The 25,036-nt window shown below is 59.9% G+C and carries 25 protein-coding genes and 1 tRNA gene; 12 read left to right on the forward strand and 14 right to left on the reverse strand.

What is annotated here, in order from left to right:
* The first annotated feature begins 170 nt into the window (after window positions 1-170).
* Complete coding sequence (gene ruvB, locus ACVWY8_RS12370; protein WP_011430641.1) at window positions 171-1,307, forward strand: Holliday junction branch migration DNA helicase RuvB; 1,137 nt, start codon at window positions 171-173, stop codon at window positions 1,305-1,307.
* Window positions 1,308-1,359: 52 nt separating this feature from the next.
* Here ruvB and ACVWY8_RS12375 read toward each other — a convergent pair whose 3' ends face one another.
* Window positions 1,360-4,053, reverse strand: a complete 2,694-nt coding sequence (locus ACVWY8_RS12375) for a phycobilisome rod-core linker polypeptide (protein ID WP_457395356.1) — start codon at window positions 4,051-4,053, stop codon at window positions 1,360-1,362.
* A 193-nt stretch (window positions 4,054-4,246) separates the two neighbouring features.
* Between ACVWY8_RS12375 and ACVWY8_RS12380 the strand changes: the two genes are divergently transcribed.
* Window positions 4,247-6,430, forward strand: coding sequence for a glycosyltransferase 61 family protein (locus tag ACVWY8_RS12380; protein WP_457395353.1), 2,184 nt, complete (start codon window positions 4,247-4,249; stop codon window positions 6,428-6,430).
* Here the strand turns inward: ACVWY8_RS12380 and ACVWY8_RS12385 are convergent.
* The 13 genes from ACVWY8_RS12385 to nifB all read right to left on the reverse strand — a co-directional run bounded on the left by ACVWY8_RS12385 (window position 6,431) and on the right by nifB (window position 18,339).
* Window positions 6,431-6,514, reverse strand: a tRNA-Leu gene (locus tag ACVWY8_RS12385). It abuts the gene before it with no gap.
* Window positions 6,515-6,670: 156 nt separating this feature from the next.
* Window positions 6,671-7,927: an L-lactate MFS transporter gene (locus tag ACVWY8_RS12390; protein WP_457395358.1), complete on the reverse strand. Its 1,257-nt coding sequence runs from the start codon at window positions 7,925-7,927 to the stop codon at window positions 6,671-6,673.
* A 98-nt stretch (window positions 7,928-8,025) separates the two neighbouring features.
* Window positions 8,026-8,226, reverse strand: coding sequence for a putative nitrogen fixation protein NifT (gene nifT, locus ACVWY8_RS12395; protein WP_011430645.1), 201 nt, complete (start codon window positions 8,224-8,226; stop codon window positions 8,026-8,028).
* On the reverse strand, window positions 8,223-8,486 hold the full coding sequence (locus ACVWY8_RS12400) for a nitrogen fixation protein NifZ (protein ID WP_011430646.1): 264 nt from the start codon (window positions 8,484-8,486) through the stop codon (window positions 8,223-8,225). The genes nifT and ACVWY8_RS12400 overlap by 4 nt, the downstream gene beginning before the upstream one ends.
* Entirely contained in the window at window positions 8,483-8,632 is a 150-nt protein-coding gene (locus ACVWY8_RS12405; RefSeq protein ID WP_457395350.1) for a hypothetical protein, read from the reverse strand. The genes ACVWY8_RS12400 and ACVWY8_RS12405 overlap by 4 nt, the downstream gene beginning before the upstream one ends.
* The gene (nifV, locus tag ACVWY8_RS12410) at window positions 8,622-9,809 is read right to left on the reverse strand and encodes a homocitrate synthase (protein WP_457395348.1); all 1,188 of its coding nucleotides are present in this window, start codon (window positions 9,807-9,809) and stop codon (window positions 8,622-8,624) included. The genes ACVWY8_RS12405 and nifV overlap by 11 nt, the downstream gene beginning before the upstream one ends.
* 253 nt (window positions 9,810-10,062) lie before the next feature.
* Entirely contained in the window at window positions 10,063-11,598 is a 1,536-nt protein-coding gene (gene nifK, locus ACVWY8_RS12415; RefSeq protein ID WP_457395345.1) for a nitrogenase molybdenum-iron protein subunit beta, read from the reverse strand.
* A gap of 65 nt (window positions 11,599-11,663) precedes the next feature.
* Window positions 11,664-13,127, reverse strand: coding sequence for a nitrogenase molybdenum-iron protein alpha chain (gene nifD / locus ACVWY8_RS12420; RefSeq protein ID WP_011432082.1), 1,464 nt, complete (start codon window positions 13,125-13,127; stop codon window positions 11,664-11,666).
* A 95-nt stretch (window positions 13,128-13,222) separates the two neighbouring features.
* Window positions 13,223-14,101, reverse strand: a complete 879-nt coding sequence (gene nifH, locus ACVWY8_RS12425) for a nitrogenase iron protein (RefSeq protein ID WP_011430651.1) — start codon at window positions 14,099-14,101, stop codon at window positions 13,223-13,225.
* A 277-nt stretch (window positions 14,102-14,378) separates the two neighbouring features.
* Complete coding sequence (gene nifU / locus ACVWY8_RS12430) at window positions 14,379-15,290, reverse strand: Fe-S cluster assembly protein NifU (RefSeq protein ID WP_457395343.1); 912 nt, start codon at window positions 15,288-15,290, stop codon at window positions 14,379-14,381.
* A gap of 59 nt (window positions 15,291-15,349) precedes the next feature.
* Window positions 15,350-16,549 (reverse strand): cysteine desulfurase NifS, encoded by a 1,200-nt coding sequence (gene nifS, locus ACVWY8_RS12435; protein ID WP_414332070.1) that lies wholly within the window; start codon window positions 16,547-16,549, stop codon window positions 15,350-15,352.
* Between the two features lie 34 nt (window positions 16,550-16,583).
* Window positions 16,584-16,877: a ferredoxin III, nif-specific gene (gene fdxB, locus ACVWY8_RS12440; RefSeq protein ID WP_414332069.1), complete on the reverse strand. Its 294-nt coding sequence runs from the start codon at window positions 16,875-16,877 to the stop codon at window positions 16,584-16,586.
* A gap of 25 nt (window positions 16,878-16,902) precedes the next feature.
* Complete coding sequence (nifB, locus tag ACVWY8_RS12445; RefSeq protein ID WP_414417548.1) at window positions 16,903-18,339, reverse strand: nitrogenase cofactor biosynthesis protein NifB; 1,437 nt, start codon at window positions 18,337-18,339, stop codon at window positions 16,903-16,905.
* A 773-nt stretch (window positions 18,340-19,112) separates the two neighbouring features.
* Between nifB and ACVWY8_RS12450 the strand changes: the two genes are divergently transcribed.
* The 10 genes from ACVWY8_RS12450 to nifW all read left to right on the forward strand — a co-directional run bounded on the left by ACVWY8_RS12450 (window position 19,113) and on the right by nifW (window position 25,009).
* On the forward strand, window positions 19,113-19,406 hold the full coding sequence (locus tag ACVWY8_RS12450; protein WP_457395340.1) for an Asr1405/Asl0597 family protein: 294 nt from the start codon (window positions 19,113-19,115) through the stop codon (window positions 19,404-19,406).
* A gap of 54 nt (window positions 19,407-19,460) precedes the next feature.
* Complete coding sequence (locus ACVWY8_RS12455; protein ID WP_414388082.1) at window positions 19,461-20,006, forward strand: ferritin-like domain-containing protein; 546 nt, start codon at window positions 19,461-19,463, stop codon at window positions 20,004-20,006.
* Window positions 20,007-20,048: 42 nt separating this feature from the next.
* Window positions 20,049-20,273: a DUF2949 domain-containing protein gene (locus tag ACVWY8_RS12460; RefSeq protein ID WP_011430659.1), complete on the forward strand. Its 225-nt coding sequence runs from the start codon at window positions 20,049-20,051 to the stop codon at window positions 20,271-20,273.
* Window positions 20,274-20,276: 3 nt separating this feature from the next.
* Window positions 20,277-20,636, forward strand: coding sequence for a Mo-dependent nitrogenase C-terminal domain-containing protein (locus ACVWY8_RS12465; RefSeq protein ID WP_414522061.1), 360 nt, complete (start codon window positions 20,277-20,279; stop codon window positions 20,634-20,636).
* Complete coding sequence (gene nifE / locus ACVWY8_RS12470) at window positions 20,627-22,033, forward strand: nitrogenase iron-molybdenum cofactor biosynthesis protein NifE (protein WP_457395337.1); 1,407 nt, start codon at window positions 20,627-20,629, stop codon at window positions 22,031-22,033. Before ACVWY8_RS12465 ends, nifE begins: the two co-directional genes overlap by 10 nt.
* Window positions 22,021-23,358, forward strand: a complete 1,338-nt coding sequence (gene nifN, locus ACVWY8_RS12475; protein ID WP_457395334.1) for a nitrogenase iron-molybdenum cofactor biosynthesis protein NifN — start codon at window positions 22,021-22,023, stop codon at window positions 23,356-23,358. Before nifE ends, nifN begins: the two co-directional genes overlap by 13 nt.
* 81 nt (window positions 23,359-23,439) lie before the next feature.
* Window positions 23,440-23,859, forward strand: coding sequence for a nitrogen fixation protein NifX (gene nifX, locus ACVWY8_RS12480; protein ID WP_414342057.1), 420 nt, complete (start codon window positions 23,440-23,442; stop codon window positions 23,857-23,859).
* Between the two features lie 2 nt (window positions 23,860-23,861).
* The gene (locus ACVWY8_RS12485; protein ID WP_457395332.1) at window positions 23,862-24,317 is read left to right on the forward strand and encodes a NifX-associated nitrogen fixation protein; all 456 of its coding nucleotides are present in this window, start codon (window positions 23,862-23,864) and stop codon (window positions 24,315-24,317) included.
* A 66-nt stretch (window positions 24,318-24,383) separates the two neighbouring features.
* Window positions 24,384-24,647 (forward strand): CCE_0567 family metalloprotein, encoded by a 264-nt coding sequence (locus ACVWY8_RS12490; RefSeq protein WP_011430665.1) that lies wholly within the window; start codon window positions 24,384-24,386, stop codon window positions 24,645-24,647.
* On the forward strand, window positions 24,644-25,009 hold the full coding sequence (gene nifW, locus ACVWY8_RS12495; RefSeq protein WP_457395329.1) for a nitrogenase-stabilizing/protective protein NifW: 366 nt from the start codon (window positions 24,644-24,646) through the stop codon (window positions 25,007-25,009). Before ACVWY8_RS12490 ends, nifW begins: the two co-directional genes overlap by 4 nt.
* Window positions 25,010-25,036 lie beyond the last annotated feature (27 nt).

The raw sequence follows: 25,036 nt of genomic DNA on the forward strand, positions 1-25,036 counted from the left end.
GTGGAGGTAGCGCCTGCGGTGCGTGGCTGATGGCCTGACCTGACGCTTCAACAGCATTGGTGGATCCCCCAGCTTGGTCTGGGGGATTTTTTTGTTCTCTTTGCTGGGGTGATCTTTCCCAGAGCTTTTCTAGAGTTAAATTGGGGCCATTGCCTCTGTGACTTAGGGATATGGCAATCATTTCTTCTCGGGATACAGGCCAGAACGCTGAGGGCCCCAAGCGGCGGCAGCAAAAGTCTTCAGCCTGGAGAAAAGAAGGCAGAGAGTTGAGCTTTGCTGGGGAAAGGGGAGCGGATCCCTCTGCCCTGTTGCAGCCGCAAGCCCACCCTGGCGAAGCCCAGGAAGAATCCCTGCGCCCGCGCACCCTAGCGGAATATATTGGCCAGACGGAACTTAAAGAAGTGCTCTCCATTGCCATTGCGGCGGCCCGCGCTCGCCAAGAGCCTCTGGATCACCTGCTGTTCTACGGCCCGCCTGGTCTAGGCAAAACCACGGTGGCAGCAGTGCTGGCGGCAGAAATGGGATCCCAGTTCTACATGACCACCGCGCCGGCTTTGGAGAGCCCCCGCGACATTGCCGGGTATTTGGTGCGCTTGAAGCGGGGGGATGTGTTGTTTATTGACGAGATCCACCGCCTGCCCAAGGTTACAGAAGAATTGCTCTATCCGGCGATGGAGGATTTTCGTCTTGATATCACCATTGGCAAAGGTCGCTCTGCTCGCATCACCTCTCTGCCCTTGGAACGCTTTACCCTCATCGGGGCCACAACCCGCATTGGCGCCCTCACTTCTCCGCTGCGGGATCGCTTTGGCCACGTGCAACGGCTGCGCTTTTACGAGCCTCACGAGCTGGTGCAGATCGTGCTGCGCACGGCTCGCCTCTTAAATGTCTCCACCGATCCAGAAGGGGCTGCAGAGATCGCCCGCCGTTCTCGGGGCACGCCCCGCATTGCCAACCGCCTGTTCAAGCGGGTGCGAGATTACGCCCAGGTGCGAGGGGATGGCCACATTAGCCAAGAAGTGGCAGCAGCCGCTCTGGAGCTGTTCCAGGTGGATCCCATGGGTTTGGATTGGATCGATCGCAAGCTGCTGACGGTGCTGGTGGAGCAGTTCGGTGGAGGGCCAGTGGGCTTGGAGACGATGGCCGCGGTGACGGGTGAGGATCCCCAAACCATTGAAGAAGTGTATGAGCCTTATCTGCTGCAGATCGGCTACCTGCAGCGCACGCCCCGGGGTCGAGTGGTTACCCCTGCTGCGCTACGGCATCTGGGCTATGAAGCCCAGTCTCCTCTGCCTTTGTGGAGCTAATTTGTCTTTTCCCTCTCCCACAAAAGGAGAGAAGGGGTTGAGAGCTCCATATCTAGCTGCGGTCATTGCCCACAGGGCTGAAGCTGGGCACCACCAGCTCGCGGTTTTGCTTGGTAAGGCGACCGTACAGCTCCTGCGTGTTGGGGAAGTTGGCCGCCGGCAAGGTGGGGAAGCGGCGATAGGGCACCGTGTCCTCGCCGAAGAGATCCCGATACTCCTGGGTGTTCAGCAGGGCGCGCACAAAGGCTTTCACCCCCTGGGTGGCCAAGATCTGGTTGTACTTGCGGATCTCCTGCTGGTTGAGAGGCGCACGGCCCAGGAAGTGCTTGGTGCCCAGCTCGATCACCTTGGTGTTGGGATAGGGGGCATAGAACTCGGAGCGGTACAGCTCGGAACACCCCAGGGCCTCGATGAACTCCTTGACGGTGATCTCGCCGTTGCGCAGCTTGGACTCGGCAGAGCTGAGCTCGGCGCTGATGTTGTAGATGTCCATATCCCGCTCGAAGACCTGCCGGTAGGCGGCGCGGATGAGGTTGTTGACTTCCGCTTTGTTGGCCAGGCTGGTGAGCTTGAAGACAGGGATCTCTTGGCGTACCTTGGGCACCCCCTGCTGGGCCCGCCGCTGGATTTCCAGCTCGCCGGAAGGCATATCCCGAGGCTGACCCAACTTGACAAAGAGAGGGATGTCGTCGTCGGTGCGAATGGGCTTGGTCACTGCCATGTCGGTGGAGCCGGGGCGCATCCGCCGCAGCGCCAGGCCGCCGGGGGTGAGGTAGCGCTCGTAGGGCACGATATCTTCCCCGAAGACCTGCTGGTACTCCTCGCTGTCGAGGATGGCGTCCACGACGGCGTAGAACCCTTGCTTGGAGGCGATGTCAAATAGGCGGTTCATCTCCTGGCGCCCGTAGGTGGGTCGGCCCAGCAGCTTGCGGTGGATAAACTCGATGGCTTTGCAGACATACAAGCTGGACCAGTACTTGTTGCGGAAGAGATCCGACTTGGCCAGTTGGCGCACAAACTCTTTGACGGGAATTTCCCCCGACTCCAGCTTGATCTCCCAACGGGTTAGCCGTTGGCCTTCGTAGGGCATGTAACCGTACACCTGCTGGTAGCAGGCGCGGATCACCGCTTGCGTCGAGACTTCGCTGCCAACAATCCCCGCCCGCACCCCTAGCCGCCGGCTGCGATCGCCGGGAGTTTGGGTGAGCTTGAAGACTTTGGGGCCAAGGCTACCGGGATCCCCCACTGCCTTGGGATTGGTGCGGGCGTTGGTGAGGGCAAAGCCGCGCCGGATGAGGATGCGCTTGACATCCTTGTTGAAGGGGGCGGGGCGGGCGCTGAGGGAACGGGTTTCCTTGGGGAAGATGGCCCCAAATTGGATCTCCAGCGGGTCGTTGCCGGAGCCATAGGCATGCTGATCCGGCAGAGGCCGGTTGTAGCGGGCAAAGAGGGTAATGAACTGGGGCACCTTGCGGCGGGGGGCAGCGTAGGTGTAGAGGTCGAACTTGGCTCCCCAGTTGGCGCTGGTTTGGGCTTCTATCCCCAGCTTGCGCAGGTAGGGCACCGTCTCCTCGCCGAAGTAGTCCCCGTACTCGCGGCTGTCCACCAGGGCGTCCACCAGGCCGGCCAGGCCCTTGCTGGAGACGATGGAGAAGTAGGTCTGCACTTCCTCGCGGGTTTCAGGGGCCCGGCCCAGGAAGTGGCGGAAGGCCAGCTCGACAACGCGGCTGTTAATGTAAGGCTCGTAAAACTGCTTGCGGTAGAGCTCCGATTTGCCCAGGCGGCGAATGAACTCCTTCATGGAGATCTCGCCGTTTTTCACCTTCGACTCCAGGTTGGAAAGCTTGAGGCCGTAGGCGCGGCGGATGTCCCGCTCAAACACCTGCCGGTAGGCGGCCTTGATGACTTCTTCCTTCTCGGCGTTGGACAGCCCCGGCTTCATGGCAAAAACGGGAACTTTCTCGGCAGCCAAGTTGTAAACCTGGGGTAGCTGCAGCCCCTGCAGGGGCAGGCCGTCGGCGGTGCTGGCGTTGCGCTGCCGCAGCTTGTCGGAAGGGGCGGGAGCGATGAACTCGCTCAGCAAAACATCGAAGTATTGGTTGATAATGGCAACCGCTTCGGCATCTTTGCGGAAGTAGCCAGCCGCTGCCCGCTTCATCTCTTGAATGGCGACAATGGTGGCCTCGGCGGAGCAGGCATTTTCGATGATCTCCCGCAGGCCGCGCGTGTTGACGGCGATGATACTGGGATCCCCGGCCACCAGGGCGTAGGTAACGTAGCGCAAAAACCAGCTCAGATCCCGCAGCGATTTGCGCATGTTGGCAGCTCCGTAGCGGGAGATGTTGATGGGGCGGAAATTGGGGGGAATCTCCACGCCGCTGGCGCTGAAGATGTTGCGGATGGCCTCGATGAATCCGCCGGTGGATTCCACGTAGAAGGCAGTACCCAGCTTGAAGGCTTCTTTCTCGTCTTGGGTCGCTTCTGGCCGCTCCAGATAGGCCATGGGCGAGCCCCCTGTGAAGATGCGGTTGGCTGCCCGGCTGACGATGATTTCCGAATTGGCCGCAATGACCTCGGCAATCTCTAGCCGTTTCAGGCCGCTGGAGAAAAAGTCCTCGAGGCGATCCAGCTCGGTGCGTCCCAGATAGCGATCCTGCTGTTCCGCCTGGGAGATGGTCGATACAGGCACGGTTTGGTAGAGACGGGGGTTGGAAACGACTGCGCCAGCGGATACGTTGATACCCATCGATCTTTTAAACTCCGTTTTGATCGAAAAAACTGCCGACAAAGGCCGAGGACAGTGCCATCGAAGGGGGTGAAGAGGCTGACCCACGACTGGAGGAGCATCCCTCTCTGAGCTGAGAAGGATCGATGCCCGATCCCTGAGGGGGAAGCCAAGCCTAGAATACTAGGGGCACGGGCCCAGAGTGGGGAGGTTGTTGCAGTTTGTAACACTGTTTCTCATCCACAAAGACATGGCTCTCAACCCAGCTCTACCCTCCCATCTGTTGTCTTCCGCTTTTCTCCTTGAGGATTGGGAGCAGGGACATTACGAACGCGTTACCCAGGTTTTACAGCAACAGCTCGAGCAGGGATCCCCCTCTCCAGAGCTGTATTGGGAGCTGGGAGCCGCCTATCTCCTGCTGGGTCGGGAACTGGAGGCGCAGCTGGTGTGGCAAGAGGGCTTGGCGATGCTGCAAGCGGGGGGGGTGGCCGAATCCGAGGCCGTCTACCACCTGCTGAGGAGCTTGCAGGCTTTGGCGGAAAGCCTGTGGGAGAAGGGCCATTGGCCGCAGGCAGCAGCTCTGTATCGGCAGCTTCTGGAGTTGGGGGATGGACAGCTGGAGCTGTCTTCTGGCCAGGCTTTGGCTGCTCACCGCATTGGCCTGACCCAAGAGCGGAGCCGGCTGTGGGCTGCGGCAGCGGAGTGGTTTGAGCGGGCTTGCCAGCAGGATCCGACGGCGGCAGAGAGTTTTTGGCGCTGGGGCTTGGCCCTGATGAAGCTGGGCCGTTTGCGAGAGGCGATTTCCCCTCTGCAGGAGGCTGCGCGGCTGCGCCCTGAGTGGGGGGATCCCTGGGTACAGATGGGCCTGGCGTGGCTGGATCTGCAGGATCCAGTTCAGGCTGTGGGGTGTTTCCAGGCGGCTGAGGCGCGGGGCACCGGGACAGCGCAGCTCTACAGCTACTGGGCGGAAGCGGAAGTGCGGTTGGCTCACCCTGAGGCGGCTTGGGAGAAGGTTTGCCGAGCGGTGGCAGCGGAACGGAATTGGGTGCAGGCGTGGTGCGAGGGCAGTGGCGGAGAAAGCCCTCTGCGATCTGGACTGGAGCAGGCATGCAGAGGGGAGGGCCCCGATTGCCTGCTGTACTCGGCTTGGCGGCAGCGTTGGGCTCCAGAAGGCGTTGCCCCTCCAGCAGACTCCTTTTCCCAGAGTACTTCCCCTACAACTGACTTCTGGCCAGTGCCAACCCAAGGCTACCTCACCACCCGACAGTGGCATCAGGCCACGGGCGAAGGGGACTACCAACTGCTGGATCCAGGGGGGGTTCTCTGTCTAAAAGCGCCCCCTGCCGCTGATCCCGACATTTTGCAAAAGTTGCGTCCGCAGCGCATCCCCTTGGCAGAGACCTTTGTCGCCCAGATCCCCCGAGGATCCGTCCACGTGGGCCACTATCCCCGCCACCTCTACGCCAGCTTTGCCAGCGGGGTGCTCACCCGCCGGGGAGAATTGCTCGCCGATCTATCCCTGAGCTTGCCGCCGCCGGAGTTCCTCGACTGGGACTACAGGCCAGATCACCTGCGACACCACCCCCTGCTGGGCTTGCCCCATCTCCCCCCACCGATCCCACTGGATGGCCCCGTTGCCCTTTTGCCCTTGGGGGCAGTTAATTACTTTCACTGGATGGTGGATATTCTGCCGGCCCTCGATATCCTGCAGCGGTCGGGCGCCCTGGAAAAGGACATCCCCATCTTGATCCACGGGTATCAAAGAAAGCCCTTTCAGGTGCAGAGCTTGGCTGCTTTGGGGATCCCAGCCGAGCGCATCCTCAGCTTTGAGCAGTTGGGGGGATCCCATCTGCAAGCCCAAAACCTGATCGTGCCCTCAGCAGGCGCTCCGGTGGGGTGCTTGACGCCTAGGGGATTGGAGGTGCTGCGGCAACTGGCCCAGCCGAGTTTATCCATCGACCCCCTGCAGCCGCGGCGAATTTACATCAGCCGTCGGTCTGCCCGCTGGCGGCGGGTGATCAACGAAGCGGAGGTGCTAGCCTGTTTGCACCCTTGGGGATTTGCACCGGTGCAAATGGAAACCCTTTCTCTTCAAGAGCAAATAGCCCTAATGCAAGGGGCAGAGGCGGTGATCGGGATCCACGGGGCGGGCCTAACCAACCTCGCCTTTTGTCCACCCGGCACCACCGTCATCGAGATCTTGCCCAGCAATGCAGTGCTCCCCTATTTTTGGATCATTGCCCAGGTGGCAGGGTTAAGGTACTTCCCTTTGGTAGCACCTGTTTGTGATCCGGCTTTGGTGGCTCTTCTTTCCAGCCCCGATTTGGATCGAGAAGATGCCTGGGTTCGGATCCCGGACTTGCTGAATGTGCTGGAACAGACAGGGATCAAGGGATGATGGGATCGGAGGGACTCGAACCCTCACGTTCTTGAGGAACAACGGATTTTAAGTCCGTAGCGTCTACCATTCCGCCACGATCCCAATCTGTCGGCAATAGCCGTACTACTCTACCAAACTGCTTGCCTTGGGGGGGCAAGTCTTTAAGTTGGTTCACCCAGCCCTGCAGTGGAGGGTATGAAGTAGGGGATTGCTGCCCCTGCTGATGGGATCCCTGCTGTGCCCGCTGGCTTGAAGCTCCTACAACTTCTCCTTCAAAAAAGCGTTGGCCACCCAGATCCCCACCACCGCCAAGGCGGCCATCCCATAAAAGGTATAGCTATAGCTGCCCAGCCTATCGCGAATTTGCCCCGCGATCATCGTTCCCACCAAGGCCCCAACTCCATAGGCGGTAAACACAATGCCGTAGTTCTGGGCGTAGCGTTCGGGATCAAACAAGCGCAGGGTCAGGGCGGGAGCCATGGCCAGCCACCCCCCCAGGCAAAACCAAAGCAAGGAAAAAGTTACCCAGTAGGCCAGAAGGGATCCCTGAGGAGGCAGGAGCATTAGCCCACAGGCCAGCAGGATCAGCCCATAGGAGCCCGTAGTGACCTGATGGGGATGTAATCGATCGGCCAACCAGCCAAACAGAGGACGGCTGAGCCCGTTGAAAATGGCGAAGAGAGCCACGCTGTTGGCAGCCGCAGGGGGATCCAGGCCGATCAGCTCTTCCCCCACAGGACCAGAAATCCCAATGGCGCTTAAACCAACCAGGGTGCCGATGGCATAGCAGATCCACAGGCCATAGAAGGAGGGGTTCCTCAGCAGAGGGAGAGAGCGCCGAGAAGTCAACGGAGAGCGATCTGGGCCATTCGTGGATTTTCTTGGAAAAGGTGAGGAAGGGATCCAATCGGGGGGAGGAAATCTCAGTTGGGTTGCGATCCCCAGGATCACTGCCGCGAAGAGGATCCCCAAAATCAGCAGCGTAGGCCGAGCCCCCAGCGCCTCGATCAAGCGGTTGGCTAGAGGAGCGGTAAGCAGGGGGGATAGGCCAAAGCCGATAATGGTGGACCCCACCGCCAATCCCTTGCAATCGGGAAACCAACGGGCTGCCACGGCCATCGGCACCCCATAGGCTATTCCCACACCGCTGCCGGCAATGACTCCATAGCAGAGGGCAATCCACCCAATAGAAGGGGCAAAGCTAGCCAGCCCATAGCCCAAACCCACCAAGCTGCCCCCCAGAGCCAGTACTCGGCGGGATCCCCAGCGGGGGATGACAAACCCTGTGATGGGCATGAGGGTAGCGTAAAACACGAGGGCAACGGTGTAGGGCAGCAGGCTCTCACTGGCCCCGATCCCCAGCTCTGTTTCCAGAGGCTTGCGGAAAATGCTCCAGGAATAGACGGTTCCCAAGCAAAGAAGAACCAGGAGCCCCAGGAGGATAAAAAGCCATCTCCCTCCATAGGCTGGTTGTCTATACAAAGTAATGGGGGATCCAACCCTTTTCATGGGTATTTGGAGCTTGTTAGAGCTGAGTTCAACCCATTCTCTCAGCCCTTTCGAGGATGAGCCGATAGGAATAGAATTGCTTGAATTGTTCAGCCAACCGTTGGCTAGAGGCGTTTGGCCTCTACCGTCTTGGGCAGAGACAAAGGCTCCGGCAGCTCCGGGATGGACAATTCCCAACCGTTGCTCAAGGTGAAAATGGTTTCCCCGGCCTCTGAACGGGTGGCCACAACCGACTCTTCCAGATCTTTTTTGGGAACGTAGACCATCAAATGCCCGTAGGCACTTTCGTGCAGGATGACTTTCATAGCCCTTTCTCCACAAGTTCCAGCTCTTGGGCGCGGCACCCCACCACCAAGCCTTTGGCCAAGCAGTGGACGGCATAGACGTAAAACCGCTGTAGAAAGGTGCCAATGGAAATCACGTAACCTTCGTCGCCCGGAACGGCCAAGATTTTCCCCACCGGCTGGCCGAAGAAGGTGCCATCGTTGCGGATGACCTTACGGATGCGGACTTTGTCGCCTAGCTCAAATTGGGGAGGGCGATCCAGCTCCAGTTCGTCGCTCATGGGGTACCTCCTGTGATTTCTGCCAGCACCTGACAAAGCTCTTGGCGGGTTAGGCTGCGGCCTACTTGGCGCGCCCGTCGAGACACGGCTGCCAAAATGGCCTGAGATTTGGAAGTTTCCCTTCCGGACAAGCGGTTAGACAACATCGGGATGGCTCTCCTCTGGGATGGGTTCTGGAGTGTGTTGCGCCCATTGCGTCAGCGTTGCGCGGCAATAACGGGCCAGTTCCGCCGGCGGGATCGGATGTTTGCAGTGGGTGACGTGCTGCCGCACCTGTTCCAGGAGCTTTTCCAGTTGGCCAGGTGGGATCTGCTCGACAGGGATCCCCTGTTCCTTGAGGATTTGCAGCAGCAAATGCCGGCCGGAGTGTTTGCCCAACACCAGCCGCCGCTGGCCGCCCACGGCTTCTGGTGGGAAAGGCTCATAGGTCTGGGGATCCCGCAGCACTCCCGCCGCATGAATGCCCGACTCGTGGGCAAAGGCGTTGTCACCGACGATGGCCTTCCAGGGGGGGAGGGGAGCACCGCTGGCCCGTGCCACCTGTTGAGACAGCTCCCGCAGACGGCAGGTATCCACCCCAACATCGATCCCCAAGGTGTAGCGCAAAGCCATCACCACCTCTTCCAGGGGGGCATTGCCGGCCCGTTCCCCCAGGCCGTTGACGGTGGTGTTCACCGACTGAGCGCCGGCGCGGATCCCGGCCAAGGCATTGGCAGTGGCCATGCCCAGGTCGTCGTGGGTATGCATCTCCACAGGGATATCGATGGCCCGCACCAGACGGCGAATCTGCTTGTAGGTGCTAAAAGGATCCAAAACGCCCACCGTATCGCAGTAGCGGAAGCGCCGACAGCCCCAGCTCTGGGCCATTTGGGCCAGCTCGATCACCTGCTCCAGGGAGGTGCGGCTGGCATCTTCTGCCCCCACCGAGACCCACAGCCCTTGCTCCAAGGCCATCTCCACGCATTGGCGCAACTGTCGCAGCAGCCGAGGGCGATCCCCTTGGAACTTGGCAGCGATTTGCCGATCCGAGACCGGCACGGAGATGTGGATCCGCTTGAGGCCGCAACGAATAGAGGCGAGGATATCGCTGGGCACAGCCCGGTTCCAGCCCAGCAGCTGAGCCCGCAGCCCCAGGCTGAGCATGGCGCGAATGGCTTCCGTTTCCACGGCGCCCATGGCCGGGATCCCCACCTCAATTTCGGGTACGCCAATGGCATCCAAGAGGGCGGCAATGGAGATCTTCTCGGGGATTTGGAAGGCTACCCCTGCTGCTTGCTCCCCATCGCGCAGGGTGGTGTCGTTGATGGTAACAGAGGAATTCATGGGATCCATCCTCCAAGACCTACGGCCCGCCTAGGCAATCGGTAACCGTCGATGGTGCTCCGCACCGCTAGCGGGACCCCGGTTGCGTCAGGGCAATCATGTCCAGGGTAGAAAGCTCAACCAAGTTGCCGCAGAATTCATCAGATTCCTGTAAGGCTTGGCTGTTCCTCTTAGCGGGGTGGAGTCTTTGGAGCAGGGGATCCTTGACAAAGTCCGACAAAGTCCGGCCTTTGGGATCCCGCTGCTCTGGCCATCAACGAATTAAGTCGAAGGAGATGTCGGTTTTGCCGGGGATGATGCTGCGCCGATCGGCCTCATCCAGAATGGTGTTGACCAGCCAGTTAAGGAGGTTGAGCGCCCCCACATAGCCATAGGTGGGATAGCGATGCAGATGGTGGCGGTCGAAGATGGGGTAGCCGATGCGCACCAAAGGCGTGCCCGTATCCCGCCATAGGTATTTGCCGTAGGAATTGCCGATCAGCAGATCCACCGGCTCGGTGAACATCAGAGAGCGCAGATGCCAGAGATCCTTGCCCCCCCAGACGGTTGCCCCCTGCCCATAGGGGCTAGAGGCCAGCAGTGCCCGCGCCTCGGCTTCGAACTCCTCGTTGCTGTTGGTCACCACCACATGCACCGGCTCGGCCCCCAGCTCCAGCAATACGCTCAGCAAGCCCATCACCAGATCCGGATCCCCATACAGGGCTACCCGCTTGCCGTGGATCCACGCTTGGGAGTCGGTGAAAGCATCCACCGCCCGGCCCCGCTCGATCTCCAGCTCGGGGGGAATGGGCTTGCCGGTTAGCTGAGATAGCTGCATCAAAAACTCATCCGTGCCCCGAATACCCACTGGCCGCGCCGTCAGGGTGGGCCGACCCGAGGCCTCTGCTAGAAACTCCAGGGTCTTGGGCGTGGTGTAGCGCTGGAAGGAAAAAGTAGCCTCGGCGTTGAGGCATTGGGCAGCCGCCTCCAAAGGGGTTCCTCCGGGATACATGTGGAAAGTGCCGTCGTTGGGCGAATCCAAATAGTCGGAGTTGTCCGCCAGCAGGGTCAGCGGGATCCCAAATAAGCCGAAGATGCGCTTGATCTCCCGCAAGTTGCCCACGTAGGTATCGAAGCCAGGGATGACGTTGATGTAGCCATTGCTACCCGTGCGGCCCACCGGCTCGGTGAGGGTGCTGAGAATGGCCTTGAGCATGTTGTCATAGCCGGTGATGTGGGATCCCACAAAGCTTGGCGTGTGGGCATAGGGCACCGGGAAGTTGTGGGGAATAACTCCCTCATTTCTGGCCGTGGTGATGAAGGCTCCCAGGTCATCCCCGATCACCTCCGCCATGCAGGTGGTGCACACGGCGATCATCTTGGGCTTGTAGAGGGCGTAGGCATTTTCCAGTCCCTCGATTAGGTTTTTGAGGCCGCCAAACACCGCCGCATCTTCCGTCATCGAGGTGGAGACCGCCGAAAAGGGCTCCTTAAAGTGGCGGGTGAGATGGGTGCGAAAATAGGCCACGCACCCCTGGGATCCATGGACGAAGGGCAAAGTTCCCTCGAAGCCGACAGCGGCGAAGATGGCCCCCAAGGGTTGGCAGGCTTTGGCGGGGTTTACCGTCAGGGCCTCCCGTTGAAAGTTTTTCTCCCGGTATTCCCAAGATTTTGTCCATTCGGCCACCCGGGCCACTTCTTCCGGGGAAGGGAGATCTTCAAAGGTTTGCTTGCACTGCAGAAGCGCCTGATATTCCGGATCTTGAAACAGGCGGGCGTGATCTTTGATGTCTTGGATATCTTGCGGCATGGTCGGTCTCCTAATGAGGGGCAGGGGAAGGAAGGGCCGTTGGCGTCTGGGATCCCGGCGGCAAGCTAAGACTTCCAGGGGGCTTTGACCAGATCCCAGGTGGGGCTATTCAAAGCCAAATCCATATCGCGAGCGAACACGGCAAAGCCGTCGTAGCCGTGGTAGGGGCCGGAGTAGTCCCAAGAGTGCATCTGGCGGAAGGGCAAAGCCATCTTTTGAAAGACGTACTTCTCCTTGATGCCGGAGGCGATGAGATCTGGCTTCAACCTCTTGGCAAATTCTTCAAACTCGTAGCCGGACACGTCATCGTAGATGAGGGTGCCGTCGTCGATGTACTGGGTGGTGCGCTTGTAGTCGTCGCCGTGGCCGAATTCGTAGCCGGTGGCAATCACCTCCATGCCCAGCTCCCGGAAGGCCGGGATGACGTGGCGGGGCCGCAGTCCGCCCACCATCAGCATCACCCGCTTGCCCTCCAGGCGGGGACGGTACTTGGCAATGATGGCCTCGCTCTGGGGCTTGTACTTGGCGATCACCTGCTCCGCCTTGGCCTGAATGGTCTCGTCGAACCGCTGGGCGATGGCCCGCAGGGATTTGGCAATTTGGGTGGGGCCAAAGAAGTTGAACTCCAGCCAGGGGATCCCGTAGGCTTCCTCCATGTGGCGGCAGATGTAGTTCATGGAGCGGTAGCAGTGGATGAGATTCAGCTTCACCCGAGGGGCAAGCAGCATCTCGTTCCAGGTGCCATCGCCGGAAAACTGGGTCACTACCCGCAGGCCCATCTCCTCCAGCAAAATCCGGGAAGACCAAGCGTCGCCGCCGATGTTGTAGTCCCCAATCAGGGCCACATCGTAGGGGCCGGGCTCAAAGTTGAGGGATCCCTCCTTCGCTTTCTTGTCAGCAATGGGCAGAACCCAGTCCCGCACTGTATCGTTAGCAATGTGGTGGCCCAGGGACTGGGAAACCCCCCGAAAGCCTTCGCAGCGCACCGGTACCACCGGCTTGCCAATTTCTTTGGAAACTCTCTTGGCCACTGCCTCGATGTCATCCCCGATCAAGCCGACGGGGCATTCGGACTGGATGGTAATGCCTTTGGCCAAGGGGAAGAGCTCGCTGGCTTCCACCAAGAGTTTGGCCAGTTTTTTGTCCCCCCCAAACACCACATCCCGCTCCTGGAAATCAGAGGTGAACTGCATGGTGCCGAAGGTGTTCACCCCGGTGATTCCCACGTAGTAATTGCGCCGTCCCGACCAGGAGTAGTAGCCGCAGCCCACGGGGCCGTGGCTGAGGTGGATCATGTCTTTGACCGGCCCCCACACCACTCCTTTGGAACCGGCGTAAGCACAGCCGCGGGTGGTCATGACGCCGGGGATGGATTTAATGTTAGATTTTACTCCGCAATCTGCTTTGCCCTCGTCATAGACGTTGAGGTGCTTAGCTCTCTTTTTCTGAGCTTTTTCGGGGTAGGTTTCCAGAACCTCCGTTACGATTTTCCGGGTTTCCTCTTTGAGGGTACTTTTCAGAGTAGTCATGAGAACCTCAGCTATTGGGTGTCATGGATAAAAGCCACAGTGCGAAGGGGGGCTGAGGGAGGAAACCAGCTACCCCCAGCCCGTCTTTTCGGGGATCAGACAGGGGCCAACTCTTTTTCGGTTTTGCCGATGAGGTGGGCGATTTTCTGGTCGTCGTCCAAAACGCCGAACTCTATCAACAACTGCTCCAGCTCATCCATAGAGATGGGGGTGGGGATCCTCAGATCCGTGTTGTTGATGATCTTTTTGGCCAAGGCCCGATACTCGTCAGCTTGGTTGCAGTCGGGGGAGTACTCGATCACCGTCATGCGGCGCAATTCTGCGTGCTGAACCACATTGTCGCGGGGGATGAAATGCAGCATTTTGGTGTTGAGCTTTTCGGCCAGAGCTTCGATCAGCTCGATCTCGCGATCCACCTTGCGGCTGTTGCAGATCAAGCCACCCAAACGCACGCCGCCGGAGTAGGCGTATTTCAGCACGCCGCGGGCGATGTTGTTGGCCGCATACATGGCCATCATTTCGCCGGAGCAAACAATGTAGATCTCTTGGGCCTTGCCCTCCCGAATGGGCATGGCAAAACCGCCGCAGACCACGTCCCCCAGCACGTCGTAGCAGACAAAGTCCAGATCCTCGTAGGCACCGTTTTCTTCCAAGAAATTGATGGCGGTGATGATGCCCCGTCCGGCACAGCCAACACCAGGCTCGGGGCCACCGGATTCCACGCAGCGCACCCCTCGGTAGCCGGTGAGCACCACTTCTTCCAGCTCCACGTCTTCTACGGATCCCCGCTCAGCCGCCAGGTGAAGGACGGTGGTCTGGGCTTTGCAGTGCAACATGAGGCGGGTGGAATCGGCCTTCGGGTCGCAGCCGACGATCATGATCCGCTGCCCCAATTCGGCCATACCGGCAACGGTATTCTGACAGGTGGTGGATTTGCCGATACCGCCTTTGCCGTAGAATGCAATTTGTCTCATGGTTCAGTTCTCCTAATGAAGACTTGAGGAAAAACTTGAGGGCGACTTAAGGGTTAGAAATCTCTTGCCAATGGGCGCAACTGGTCGCATTAGCGAGACGGGATCCTTACTGCAAAGGATTTCAGCTCGCGGGAAGGCAGCCTTGGATCCCTTGGAATCCAAAAGCAAACCGGTTGAACGGTGGGGCCCTCCCGAATCGAGGCAGGAGATGGGGGAAGCGACGGGGAGTAACAGTGGGGCAGATCATAGGGCTCTCAGGCTTATCGAGAATGGGGAACTAGAGGGCATGCACGGTTAACGTGGGCCACACCTGTTCTTGCAGGCGGGTTTCGATGAGCAACCGCAGGGTGTTTTGCTGGCTGGGGCAGGTGGTGCAGGATCCCTTGAGGCGCACCCACACCTGATCCCCTTCCAGGTCGTACAGCTCCACATCGCCGCCATCGGCCAACAGCAGCGGGCGAACTTCCTCGTCTAGGACGGCCTGAATGCGGGCGATCTTTTGCAAGGTGGTGAGGGGAGAGGGAGCAGCGGGAGAGGGCTCTGTCTGGTTTTGGGAGTTCCCTTTTGAATTTCTTGAATCTTCTGAAGGGATCGTGTCGGTCTCGGCCAGAACGGCGGCAATCAGGTCTTCAATCTGGGCCAGGCAGGAGCCACAACCGCCGCCCGCTTTGCTGTAGGCTGTTACTTCCTCAACGGAGGTGAGGCGGTTTTCCCGGATCAGGCGGCGGATCTTCTGCTCGCTGACGCCAAAGCAGGAGCAGACCAAGGCGCTGTCATCATCCGTGTGGTCAGGCAGAGGAAGGCCGCGATAGCTGTAGATGGCTGCCTCCAGAGCCTCTTGCCCCATCACCGAGCAGTGCATCTTGGCGGGGGGCAGGCCGCCTAGGTAGTCAGCGATTTGGCGGTTGTCGATCTGCAGGGCTTCATCCAGGGTGAGGCCGGTGATCAGCTCCGTCAGAGCCGAGGAAGAGGCAATGGCGCTGGTGCAGCCGAAGGTTTGGAAGCTGGCAGCCAAGATGCGCTCGCTGGCCTCGTCCACCTTTAAGTAGAGCCGCAGGGCATCGCCACAGGTGATGCTGCCCACTTCTCCCACCACCACCCGAACACCAGGCTCGGAGCTGGGATCCATTGCCCCTTGGTTTTTGGGGTGGTAGAAGAGTTCCAAAACTTTTTCGCTGTAGTCCCACATGGCTGGATCCTGAGTTGAGGATGCTAACGGTCGAGCGAAGATGAGTTTGAGCCGGGCGGTCAGCGGTGAGCCAGTTCCCGCTCCTGCTGTTGCAGCCAGTCTTCCGCCTCGTGGCTGAAGGGGGAGATGGCCCGCAAATGCTCGATGATCCCCGGCAAAACCTCCAGCACCCGCTCCACCTCTGCCGGCTGGGTAAAGCGGGAGAGGCTGAAGCGGATCGAGCCGTGCAAAACGGTGTAGGGCAGGCGCATGGCCCGCAGCACATGGGAGGGTTCCAGGGATCCGGAAGTGCAGGCGGAGCCGGAGGAGGCGCAGATGCCGTATTTGTTCAGCCAGAAGAGGATCGCTTCCCCTTCCACGAACTTGAAGCCCAAGTTGGTGGTGTTGGGCAGCCGCTGAGTGGGGTGGCCGTTAACCTGGACATCCGGGATCCGCTGTAGCAAGCCCTGCTCCAAGCGATCCCGCAGCAGCCGCTCATGGGGATCCCCCAGGTGGGCTTGGGCCAGCTCCGCTGCCTTGCCCAGGGCGATGATGCCCGGCACATTTTCCGTTCCGGCGCGGCGGCCTCGCTCCTGATGCCCTCCCAGCAGCAACGGACGGAAGCGCAAGCCCCGCCGCACATAGAGAGCGCCGATCCCCTTGGGGGCATGCAGCTTGTGCCCGGAAAGGGTGAGGAGATCCACCGGCAGGCGCTGCAGATCGAGAGGGATTTTGCCCACCGCCTGTACTGCGTCCACATGGACAACAGCCCCATAGCTGCGAGCCAGGGATCCCACCGCCTCGATGGGGAAAAGCACGCCCGTCTCGTTGTTGGCGGCCATGCAGCTCACCAGGGCAGTATCGCCGGTCAGGGCTGCTTCCAACTCCAGCAAGTCCAGGCAGCCTTGCTCATCCACCGAGAGGTAGGTGACGCGGTAGCCTTGTTTTTCCAGGTGCTTGCAGACGTTGAGCACCGAGGCGTGCTCTACCTGCGTGGTGATGATGTGGCGCTTCTGGGGTTGGGCTGCCAAGGCTGCATAAATGGCCGTGGTGTTGCCTTCGGTGCCGCCACTGGTGAAGACGATCTCCGTCGGGTCGGCTCCCAGAAGGGCTGCCACCTGTTCGCGGGCTTGGTTGAGGGCACGCCCCACCTGGCCGCCAAAACTGTGCATCGAGGAGGGGTTGCCGTAGAAGGTCTGCAAATAGGGCAGCATCGCCTCCAGAACCAGGGGATCCACGGCGGTGGTGGCGTTGTTGTCCAGGTAGATCACAGGGTTCATACAGGCTCCGGTACAAGATAGGGGTTGGGCAAAGTTAAACGGCTTGCGGAGCGTGAGAATGGCACTGCTTTGGGCAAATGCGGGCGCAAGCCTGACAGCCGATGCAGAGGGCAGCGTTGAGGATGGTCATCACCTTACGCTCGCTTTCCTCTTCCTCTTCGTTGTCGACAAACTCGCCGTCTTCGTTGAGGGCTCTGAGGGCAAACACACCACGGCCACAGACCTTGAGGCAACGGCTACAGCCGAGGCAGCGGGTGATATCCAGGCTTTCGATAAACTGTGGGATCCAGGGCAGTCCGCCTTTGGTGAGAGCAGTTACAGTAGCCATGGCCGCGTCTCCAAAAGATGAGGTCTCAAGATCGGGAAGATTTGCTGTCCAGGGCCTGGTTGACCAACCAGGTGCGGTAAAACTTGAGGGCCACCGTTTCAATGAGGTCGTAGTCTTCCACCACTTCGATGCCGGCCTCGCGAATACGCTTCATGGGGCAATCGCCGATCTTGGAGACCAGCACGGCTCGGCAATCCCTAATGAGATCCAGGATTTGCTCTAGGTTGTTGTCCTCCCCGGATCCCCCGTGGCAGTACTGCGGGATCTTGCGGTGGCCGACAAACTGCGCCCCACGGGCGTTGACCTCGTAGATCAAAAACTCCCGTGCATGGCCGAAGTGGCGATTGACCAGGCCGCCGCCTTTGCTGGCTACGGCCACCAGGATGGAGGGGCTGTCGGGAGGCAGGTCGGCTGTCCAGTGGGTTGGGGTTGACTGCTGCTGAGCTTGCAGTTGGGCAATGCTTGCCTGGACCTGGCGGCGTTTTTCGGGGTCGTATTCGGGGGTCATCTGCATAAAGCGCTCCTTGGTGAACTCTTGGCTGCGGTCTTCCCCCAGCAGGCCCACCGCGTCCGCCCGACACTGGCGACAGTGGCGCATCATCCGCATGTTGCCGGAGCACCGATCTTGCAGGGCTTTCAATTCCTGAGGGGTGGGGCCCCGCTGGCCGATGAGGCCGAAGTAAGTGCCGTGTTCGGGCGCCGAGATCAGGGGCATGATGTTGTGCAAGAAAGCCCCTTTCTCCTGGATCACCCGGTTCACTTCCAAGAGGTGGGTGTCGTTGATGCCGGGAATGAGAACGGAGTTGACTTTGCAGAGGATGTCTGCCTCCCGCAGCAGATCCAGGCTTTCCATCTGCCGTTCGTGCAGGATGCGGGCTGCCTCCACCCCTCGAATGCGCTTGCGCCGCCAGCGGATCCAGGGGTAGATCTTGGCTCCGATCTCTGGATCCACCATGTTGATGGTCAGGGTGACGTGGTCGATGTTCAGCCGTTTGATCTCGTCGATGTAGTCCGGCAACATCAGGCCGTTGGTGGAAAGGCAAAGCTTGAGATCCGGAGCTTTCTCGGCGATGCGGGCAAAGGTCTCGAAGGTTTGCTTGGGGTTGGCCAAGGGATCCCCAGGCCCAGCAATGCCCACCACCGTCAGTTGCGGGATCTTGCCGGCAATCACCAGCACTTTGTGGGCGGCTTCCGCCGGGGTAAGCAGCTCGCTGACCACACCGGGCCGGCTCTCGTTGGCACAGTCGAACTTGCGGTTGCAGTAGTTGCACTGGATGTTGCAGGCGGGGGCTACCGCCACGTGCATGCGGGCGTAGTGATGGTGAGCCGCTTCGCTGTAGCAGGGATGGGTGGCGATGCGCTGCTGCAGATGAGGGGGGAGGGCCTGGCGGGGGCTGCTGCTGCAAGCGCAGGCCGATGGGGAAGGGGATCCCTGGCGGGGCGGAGTTGAAAGGGGCGGCATAGTGGGGTCAACCAGGGGATAGAACGTTACTGGCGGTTATATCAACCGCCCTCTGCCCGCTCCGTTGCACTCAGCCCGGTAGAACTGATCGAGTTTATTGGCTTTGTACTCAAGACCTGCAAAGCCTAATGGCAGGCCAAATCCAACTTTTTTTAGGGGTCAAGGGTCTGGTTTTTCAAGGCCGGGGATGCCGTATTTTGACCCAAAGGGGCGGGGGATCCGGCTGTGGGGAGGATCCCCGGAATCCCTGATTCGACAAGGGCTTGGGGCAATGCTTAAGAAATACTAAAAATCTGCTCAGATGCACTCAAGCGCCGCAGCCTCGGCTGCGTTTTGCATCAATTGCTACGATTTAATATCGTATCAGCCCAAAAGTGTATTGAAAATAGCCGTTTGAGTTTGAGGAAAGATCCCCCTGGGGCAAAGTCCTCGCCAAGGAAGTGAAGACTATTGCGGCGGCAGGCCGTCGGACTTTCTTGTTGTGACAGGGGGGATGTACTCGCTCAAATACCCATACCCTTCCCCAAAAATACCGGATCCCTGCGGGCAAAAGACTCAACCCCCTGCCCTCAGAAAAACTTTTTTTGCCCTCTGGGCCAAGCTTCCAGGGTTTGAGTACATCGGCAATAACTCAATCAATCCTGATCGCCCGCTGCCAAGCCTGAGCCCCTGCAGCCGCTTGCTATAAGCGGGGGATATAAGCGGGGGAACAGAACCCCAACGGTTCTGCCCCTCTGTTGAGACTCGCCCCCTGCTTCCCAACCGGTGAGCTTATGTCCCCCCTTGTTTCTCCCCCACCGAAAACGGCTGAAGTGCTGCAGGTGCCCCGTTGCGATCGCTGGCGGATTCTCTACCGTCTGCAGGAGCTGGATTTGACCTGTGGCTGTACCCCGACCGGCCAACTGTGGGTGATGATTCGCACCCCCACCGAAGCCCTCCTCGTCCACAGTGTGCTCCGCCTTTTCACCCTCAACCGCTCTGGCTGGCTGAGTTGGTTGGATCGCTGCTGGTCTCTCCAAACCTGGGATCCCCCTGAGAGATCTGCAGGAGGGGATGACCGCCCCTGAACCTCTGCCGTTTGCCTTCTTGCTTCTCCTGTTCACCTCGTTTTGGTAGCGCCAATGACCACTCCATCCCCCTCGACTCACTCCTTCCAACAAGTCCGAGACAACCCCGTTCATCTGGGACGTGAGATCACGGTTCCCATCTGCGAGGGCCTCAACCTAGTTTGGGCCAGTCTTCAGGGGCTGTATTTGCAGTATCTGAAGCACCATCTGGTTGTCGAAGGAGCAGAGTTCTACTCAATTCATCAATTTTTCAACGAAAGTCTACAGGAAGTTCAGAACCACGCCCATGAGGTGGGGGAGCGCCTGAACGGCCTGGGTGGGATCCCGGCCTCCAGCTTTGCCAAGCTGGCGGAGCTGTGCTGCTTCAGCCCAGAAGGGGACGATGCGTTGGCTGTGCGGCCCATGCTGGAAGCGGATTTGCGGGCCGAGCAAAGCCTAATCGATCTGCTGCGTCGCCAGGCGGCTCTGGCGGAAAGTGTTGGGGATCGCGCCACCCGTCACCTCTACGAGCAGATTTTGCTGCGGACGGAAGAACGGGCCTTTCACCTGGCCCACTTTCTGGCTGCCGACAGCTTGGTTTTGGGCTTGTCCCCATCCTAGCTTGCCCATCTACGCCCACCCCTCGTTTTGGGAGACTCTGCCATGCTTACCCCCGATCGGGCGCCGCTGCTGCAGTTTTTGCAAGTTGAGCTTGGGATCCCGGAATCCGCCCTCACCTTCGCCCTGAAACGGCATGGGTGTGAACAGGGCCCTTTGCCCATGATTCTTTGGCATTACGGGCTGATTTCCTTGGAGCAACTGGAGCAGATTTTTGAATGGTGTGCTCCCCCTCCTCTTGTTACCAATTCTACCCATTCGGAGGTTTAAGCCATGACTTATCCCTACCCTTCTCTTCCCTTTCCCAGAGTCGGCAACCCTTTGGGATGGCTCGGCCTGGTTTTGAACTCAATTTTCAGATCCGCCCTGAAGTGGCCACGCCGCTGGCTCAACAGCATTGAAATTCGGGGATCCCGGCAGGCCCGTTGGATTTGTCGTTTGATCCCGGCTTCCTGTCCCTTTGAGCGGGATATCCGACTGGGATCCCGCACCATCCACATTCCGGCCCTCTGTCGCATCAACCCCCTCTACGAGGAGATCATCGCCCTGCGGCTACGGGCGGCGGCTTATCTGGCCGAAGCTGCGGCTCAACCCCAGCCCCCCTCTTCTCAGGAGATCCCATCATGCCCTTGATCAGCCGGACTAAAGTGGCGGAGCTGCTCAACGAGACCGCCTGCGAGCACAACCACAAGAAAGACGGCAAAGGCAAAAACAAGGTCTGTGCCGAGCAAGCCAAGCCAGGAGGAGCGCAGGGAGGCTGTGCCTTTGACGGGGCTTCGATTGCCCTGGTGCCGATCGCCGATGCCGCCCATCTAGTACATGGGCCAATCGCCTGCAGCGGCAACTCTTGGGGGACGCGGGGCAGCCTCTCTTCTGGCCCCCAGCTTTATCGGGTGGGCTTCACCACCGATCTGAGCGAGAACGAGATCATCTTCGGGGGGGAGGAAAAGCTGTTCCAGGCCATCCTTGACTTGCAGGCCAAATACCAGCCTGCCGCCATTTTTGTCTATCTCACTTGTGTAACTGCCCTCATTGGCGACGATGTGGAGGCCGTGTGTCAGCGGGCCAGCCGCCAGCTTGGGATCCCGGTCATTCCGGTGAATGCGCCCGGCTTTGTGGGCAGCAAAAACTTGGGTAACCGTCTGGCCGGAGAAGCGCTGCTGGACTATGTGATCGGCACGGCCTCCCCGGAATACACCACCCGCCGCGACATTAACCTCATCGGCGAGTACAACATTGCCGGCGAGCTGTGGGATGTCTTGCCTCTGTTTGACGAGCTGGGGATCCGCATCTTGGCCAAGATCACCGGCGATGGCCGCTACCACGAGATCTGTACCGCCCACCGGGCCAAGCTGAACGTTCTCATCTGCGCTAAAGCCTTGCTCAATGTGGGCCGCAAGATGCAGGAGCGCTATGGGATCCCCTACATTGAGGCTTCCTTTTACGGGCTGCAGGAGATGAACCACTGCCTACGGGCCATTGCCCAAGGGCTGAAGGATCCCGAACTGCAGGAGCGTACCGAGGCCCTCATCGAGCGGGAAACTCGCGCCACCGAGGCGGCTTTGGCCCCCTACCGGCAGCGGCTGGCGGGCAAACGAGTTGTCCTTTATACCGGCGGGGTGAAAAGTTGGTCGATCATCTCCGCCGCTCGAGATCTGGGGATGCAGGTAACGGCCACCAGCACCCGCAAAAGCACCGAAGAAGACAAAGCCCGCATCCGCGAGCTGCTTGGCCAGGATGGCATTCTCTTGGACAAGGGCAGCCCGCAAGAGCTGCTCAAGGTGGTGGAGCGCACGAAAGCGGACTTGCTCATCGCCGGCGGACGCAACCAGTACACCGCCCTCAAGGCCCGCATCCCCTTTCTGGACATCAACCAGGAGCGGCACCATGCCTATGCCGGCTATCGCGGCCTGGTGAACTTGGCGCGGGAGATCGATGCCGCCCTCCACAGTCCCATTTGGGAGCAGTTGCGACGGCCTGCCCCCTGGGAGACCTCAGCAGCAAAGGAGGTGGGAGGATGGCCCAGTTGATTCAAGAACGCAAGCCCCTCAGCGTCAACCCCCTCAAACTCAGCGCTCCGCTGGGGGCGGCCCTGGCCTTTCTGGGGATCAAGGGCTGTCTGCCGCTCTTCCACGGTTCCCAAGGCTGTACGGCCTTTGCCAAAGCGCTGCTGGTACGTCATTTCCGCGAGGCCATTCCCATGTCCACCACTGCCATGTCCGAAGTGGACACCATCTTGGGAGGCGAGGAGAATGTCGAAGCTGCCATCCTCACCTTGGTGGAGAAGGCCCAGCCGGAGCTGATTGGTCTTCTGACCACCGGCCTCACGGAAACCCGCGGGGACGATATGCCGCGCATCCTGCGGGAGCTGCGCCGACGCCAGCCGCAATTGCAGGATCTGCCCATCGTCTTGGCCTCCACGCCTGACTTTAAGGGATCCCTGCAAGACGGCTATGCCATCGCCGTCAACAGCTTGGTCAGCACCCTGCCGGAATCGCCGTCGGGATCCGTCCGCCCTGCCCAGGTAACGGTGCTGTGCGGGCCTGCCCTCACCCCTGCCGACGCCCAGGAGATCAAAGAAATGGCGGAGGCTTTTGGCCTAGAGCCGATCCTGGTGCCGGATCCCGCGGGTTCCCTGGACGGACACTTGGGCACCGGCTTTAGGGCGACCCCAGACGGCGGCACCACCCTTGAGCAATTGCGCCAGCTCGGGCGATCTGGCCTCACCATAGCTGTCGGCGAGAGCATGCGCCCTGCCGCTCAGATCCTGGCCCAGCGCTTTGGCACCCCCTATCGGGTTTTCCCCCACCTGACCGGTCTCAAGGCTGTGGATCCCTTTTTGGCAACCTTGGCCGATCACAGCCAGCAGCCGGTGCCCTCTCGCTACCGCCGCCAGCGCAGCCAAGTCCAGGATGCCCTCCTGGATTGCCACTTTTTCTTCGGCAACCAGCGGATTGCCTTGGCCCTAGAAGCCGATCTGCTCTGGGGGTGGGTGGACTGGCTGCTGGATATGGGCTGTCAGATCCAGGCGGCCATCAGTCCCACACCGGATCCCCACTTGACCACCCTTCCCATTGAGGCAGTGCGGGTGGGAGATCTGGGGGATCTGGAGGAGCTAGCACCCGGGGCTGACCTGCTGGTGGGCAACTCCCACGTGGCGCGCCTGGGCAAGCGGCTGGGGATCCCGGTGCATCGGATGGGGATCCCTATCTTCGACCGGCTGGGGGCCAACCACATCTGTCAGGTGGGCTATCGCGGCACCCTATCCCAACTGTTTGCCGTCGGCAACCTGCTGATGGAGCAGGAGGAAGCCCGTCACCCCAGCCCACCCCAGGTTTCTAGGCAGGGATTCTAAGGGATCCAGAGCTTCGAAGGGCAGCCCAAGTGCCCCTAGCTCCCCCAAACCCTCAAGTTCACGTTTCTAAGGAGAACGCCTATGCAAGTGGCCTTTACAACCCGCGACGGCAAGCACGTCAATGCCCACTTTGGCTGGGCCAACCAGATCGACCTCTACGAAGTCACCCCCGAAGGCTACCGATTTTGTAAGACCCTCACCTTTGGGGGCAACTTGGAGGCAGATGGCAACGAGGACAAGCTGGTGCCCAAGCTGCAGGCTTTGGCCGATGTCACCCTCATCTACGTGGCTGCCATTGGCAGCAGTGCCGCCGCCCGCCTGATCAACCGCCGCATCACCCCCATCAAAGTGCAGTCGGAAGAAGAATCCATCGAGAGCTTGTTGCAGCGCCTGGTAACCACCCTGCACAATCCTCCCCCCTGGCTGCGCAAAGTGCTCTTGGCCGAGCGCGCCCGCAAAGCCGAAGCCCCAAATCCCTCTACTTCCCCTGCGGAGGTTTAGCCATGACGGTTACCCCTCTTTCCCGCTCGACCAGCCCCATCCTGCAGGAGATCGTCCGCCAGCTGCGGGCGGCGGATCCCTACGGCACCTACCGCACCTGGAGGGATGAGTTGCTGCTCAAGCCCTTTGTCGTCACCAAAGCCCAGAAGCGCCAAATATCCCTGGAAGGGGAGGTGGATCCGGCAGTGCGGAGCCGCATCCTCATCTACTACCGCGCCATTGCCGCCCTGATCGAAAAGGAGACGGGCCTCCTGGCTCAGGTGGTGCTGGATCTCAACAGTGAAGGTTTTGGTTGGGTGCTGGTCTTCTCGGGGCGGCTGTTGTTGGTGGTCAACACCCTGCGAGACGCCCATCGCTTCGGTTTCGAGTCTCTCGAACAGCTCACTGAAAAAGCTACTGCCCTTATCGACAAAGGGATCCAACTGGCCCGAACCTACCCCGAGGTGGGCCGGCTGTAGCCGCTTGTCTCCGTCCCGGCAGCCATTTTTTCTTCTTTTTCTTCAGCAATTAGGAGTGCCTTGCCCATGTTGAATGAGAGTGACGTTGAGAATGTTGTGAACGGCCTGGATTTCGAGCCCTTTGAACACCTGTCTGCCGACCAGCTCCGCAGCGAGATCAAACGACTAAACAGCAAAGCAGGCCAACTGAAAATGGATCTGCACGATCTGGCCGAGGGGCTACCCGACGGGTTCGAGCGACTCCCCGACTTGGCAGCCCGCACCTATGCCCTGTTTGCCCGGCTGCACACCCTCAGACAACGCTTGAAAACCCTGGAGACCTGCCGATGAGTTGGAACCACAACCGCCGTTGGAAAGACTTCCAAGCCCTAGTCAATGCCGAGGATTATTTCGCTTTTTTCGAGCTCCCCTACGATCCGCGGGTGGTCAACGTGAATCGCCTGCATATCTTACGCAAATTCGCTCAGTATCTAGGCCCTCTGGAGTGTTTCCAGGGCAGCGAAGAAGAGCGATTGGAGCAAGCTCGGCAAGCGCTGGAAAAAGCGTACCAAACCTTTCTCACCTCTACTCCGCAGCAGGAGAAGCTATTCCGAGTCTTTCAAGACTACGGTTGTCCAGATGCTGTCGGCGGCTGTGCCGGCTGCAGCTCTTCGGGAGAGCGGGGCGAATGCAGCCCTGGGATCCCTGCCTAAGATCTCTTGTTTACCCCTCGTCAGCTC

It is taken from the genome of Thermostichus sp. OS-CIW-32, from assembly GCF_054060415.1.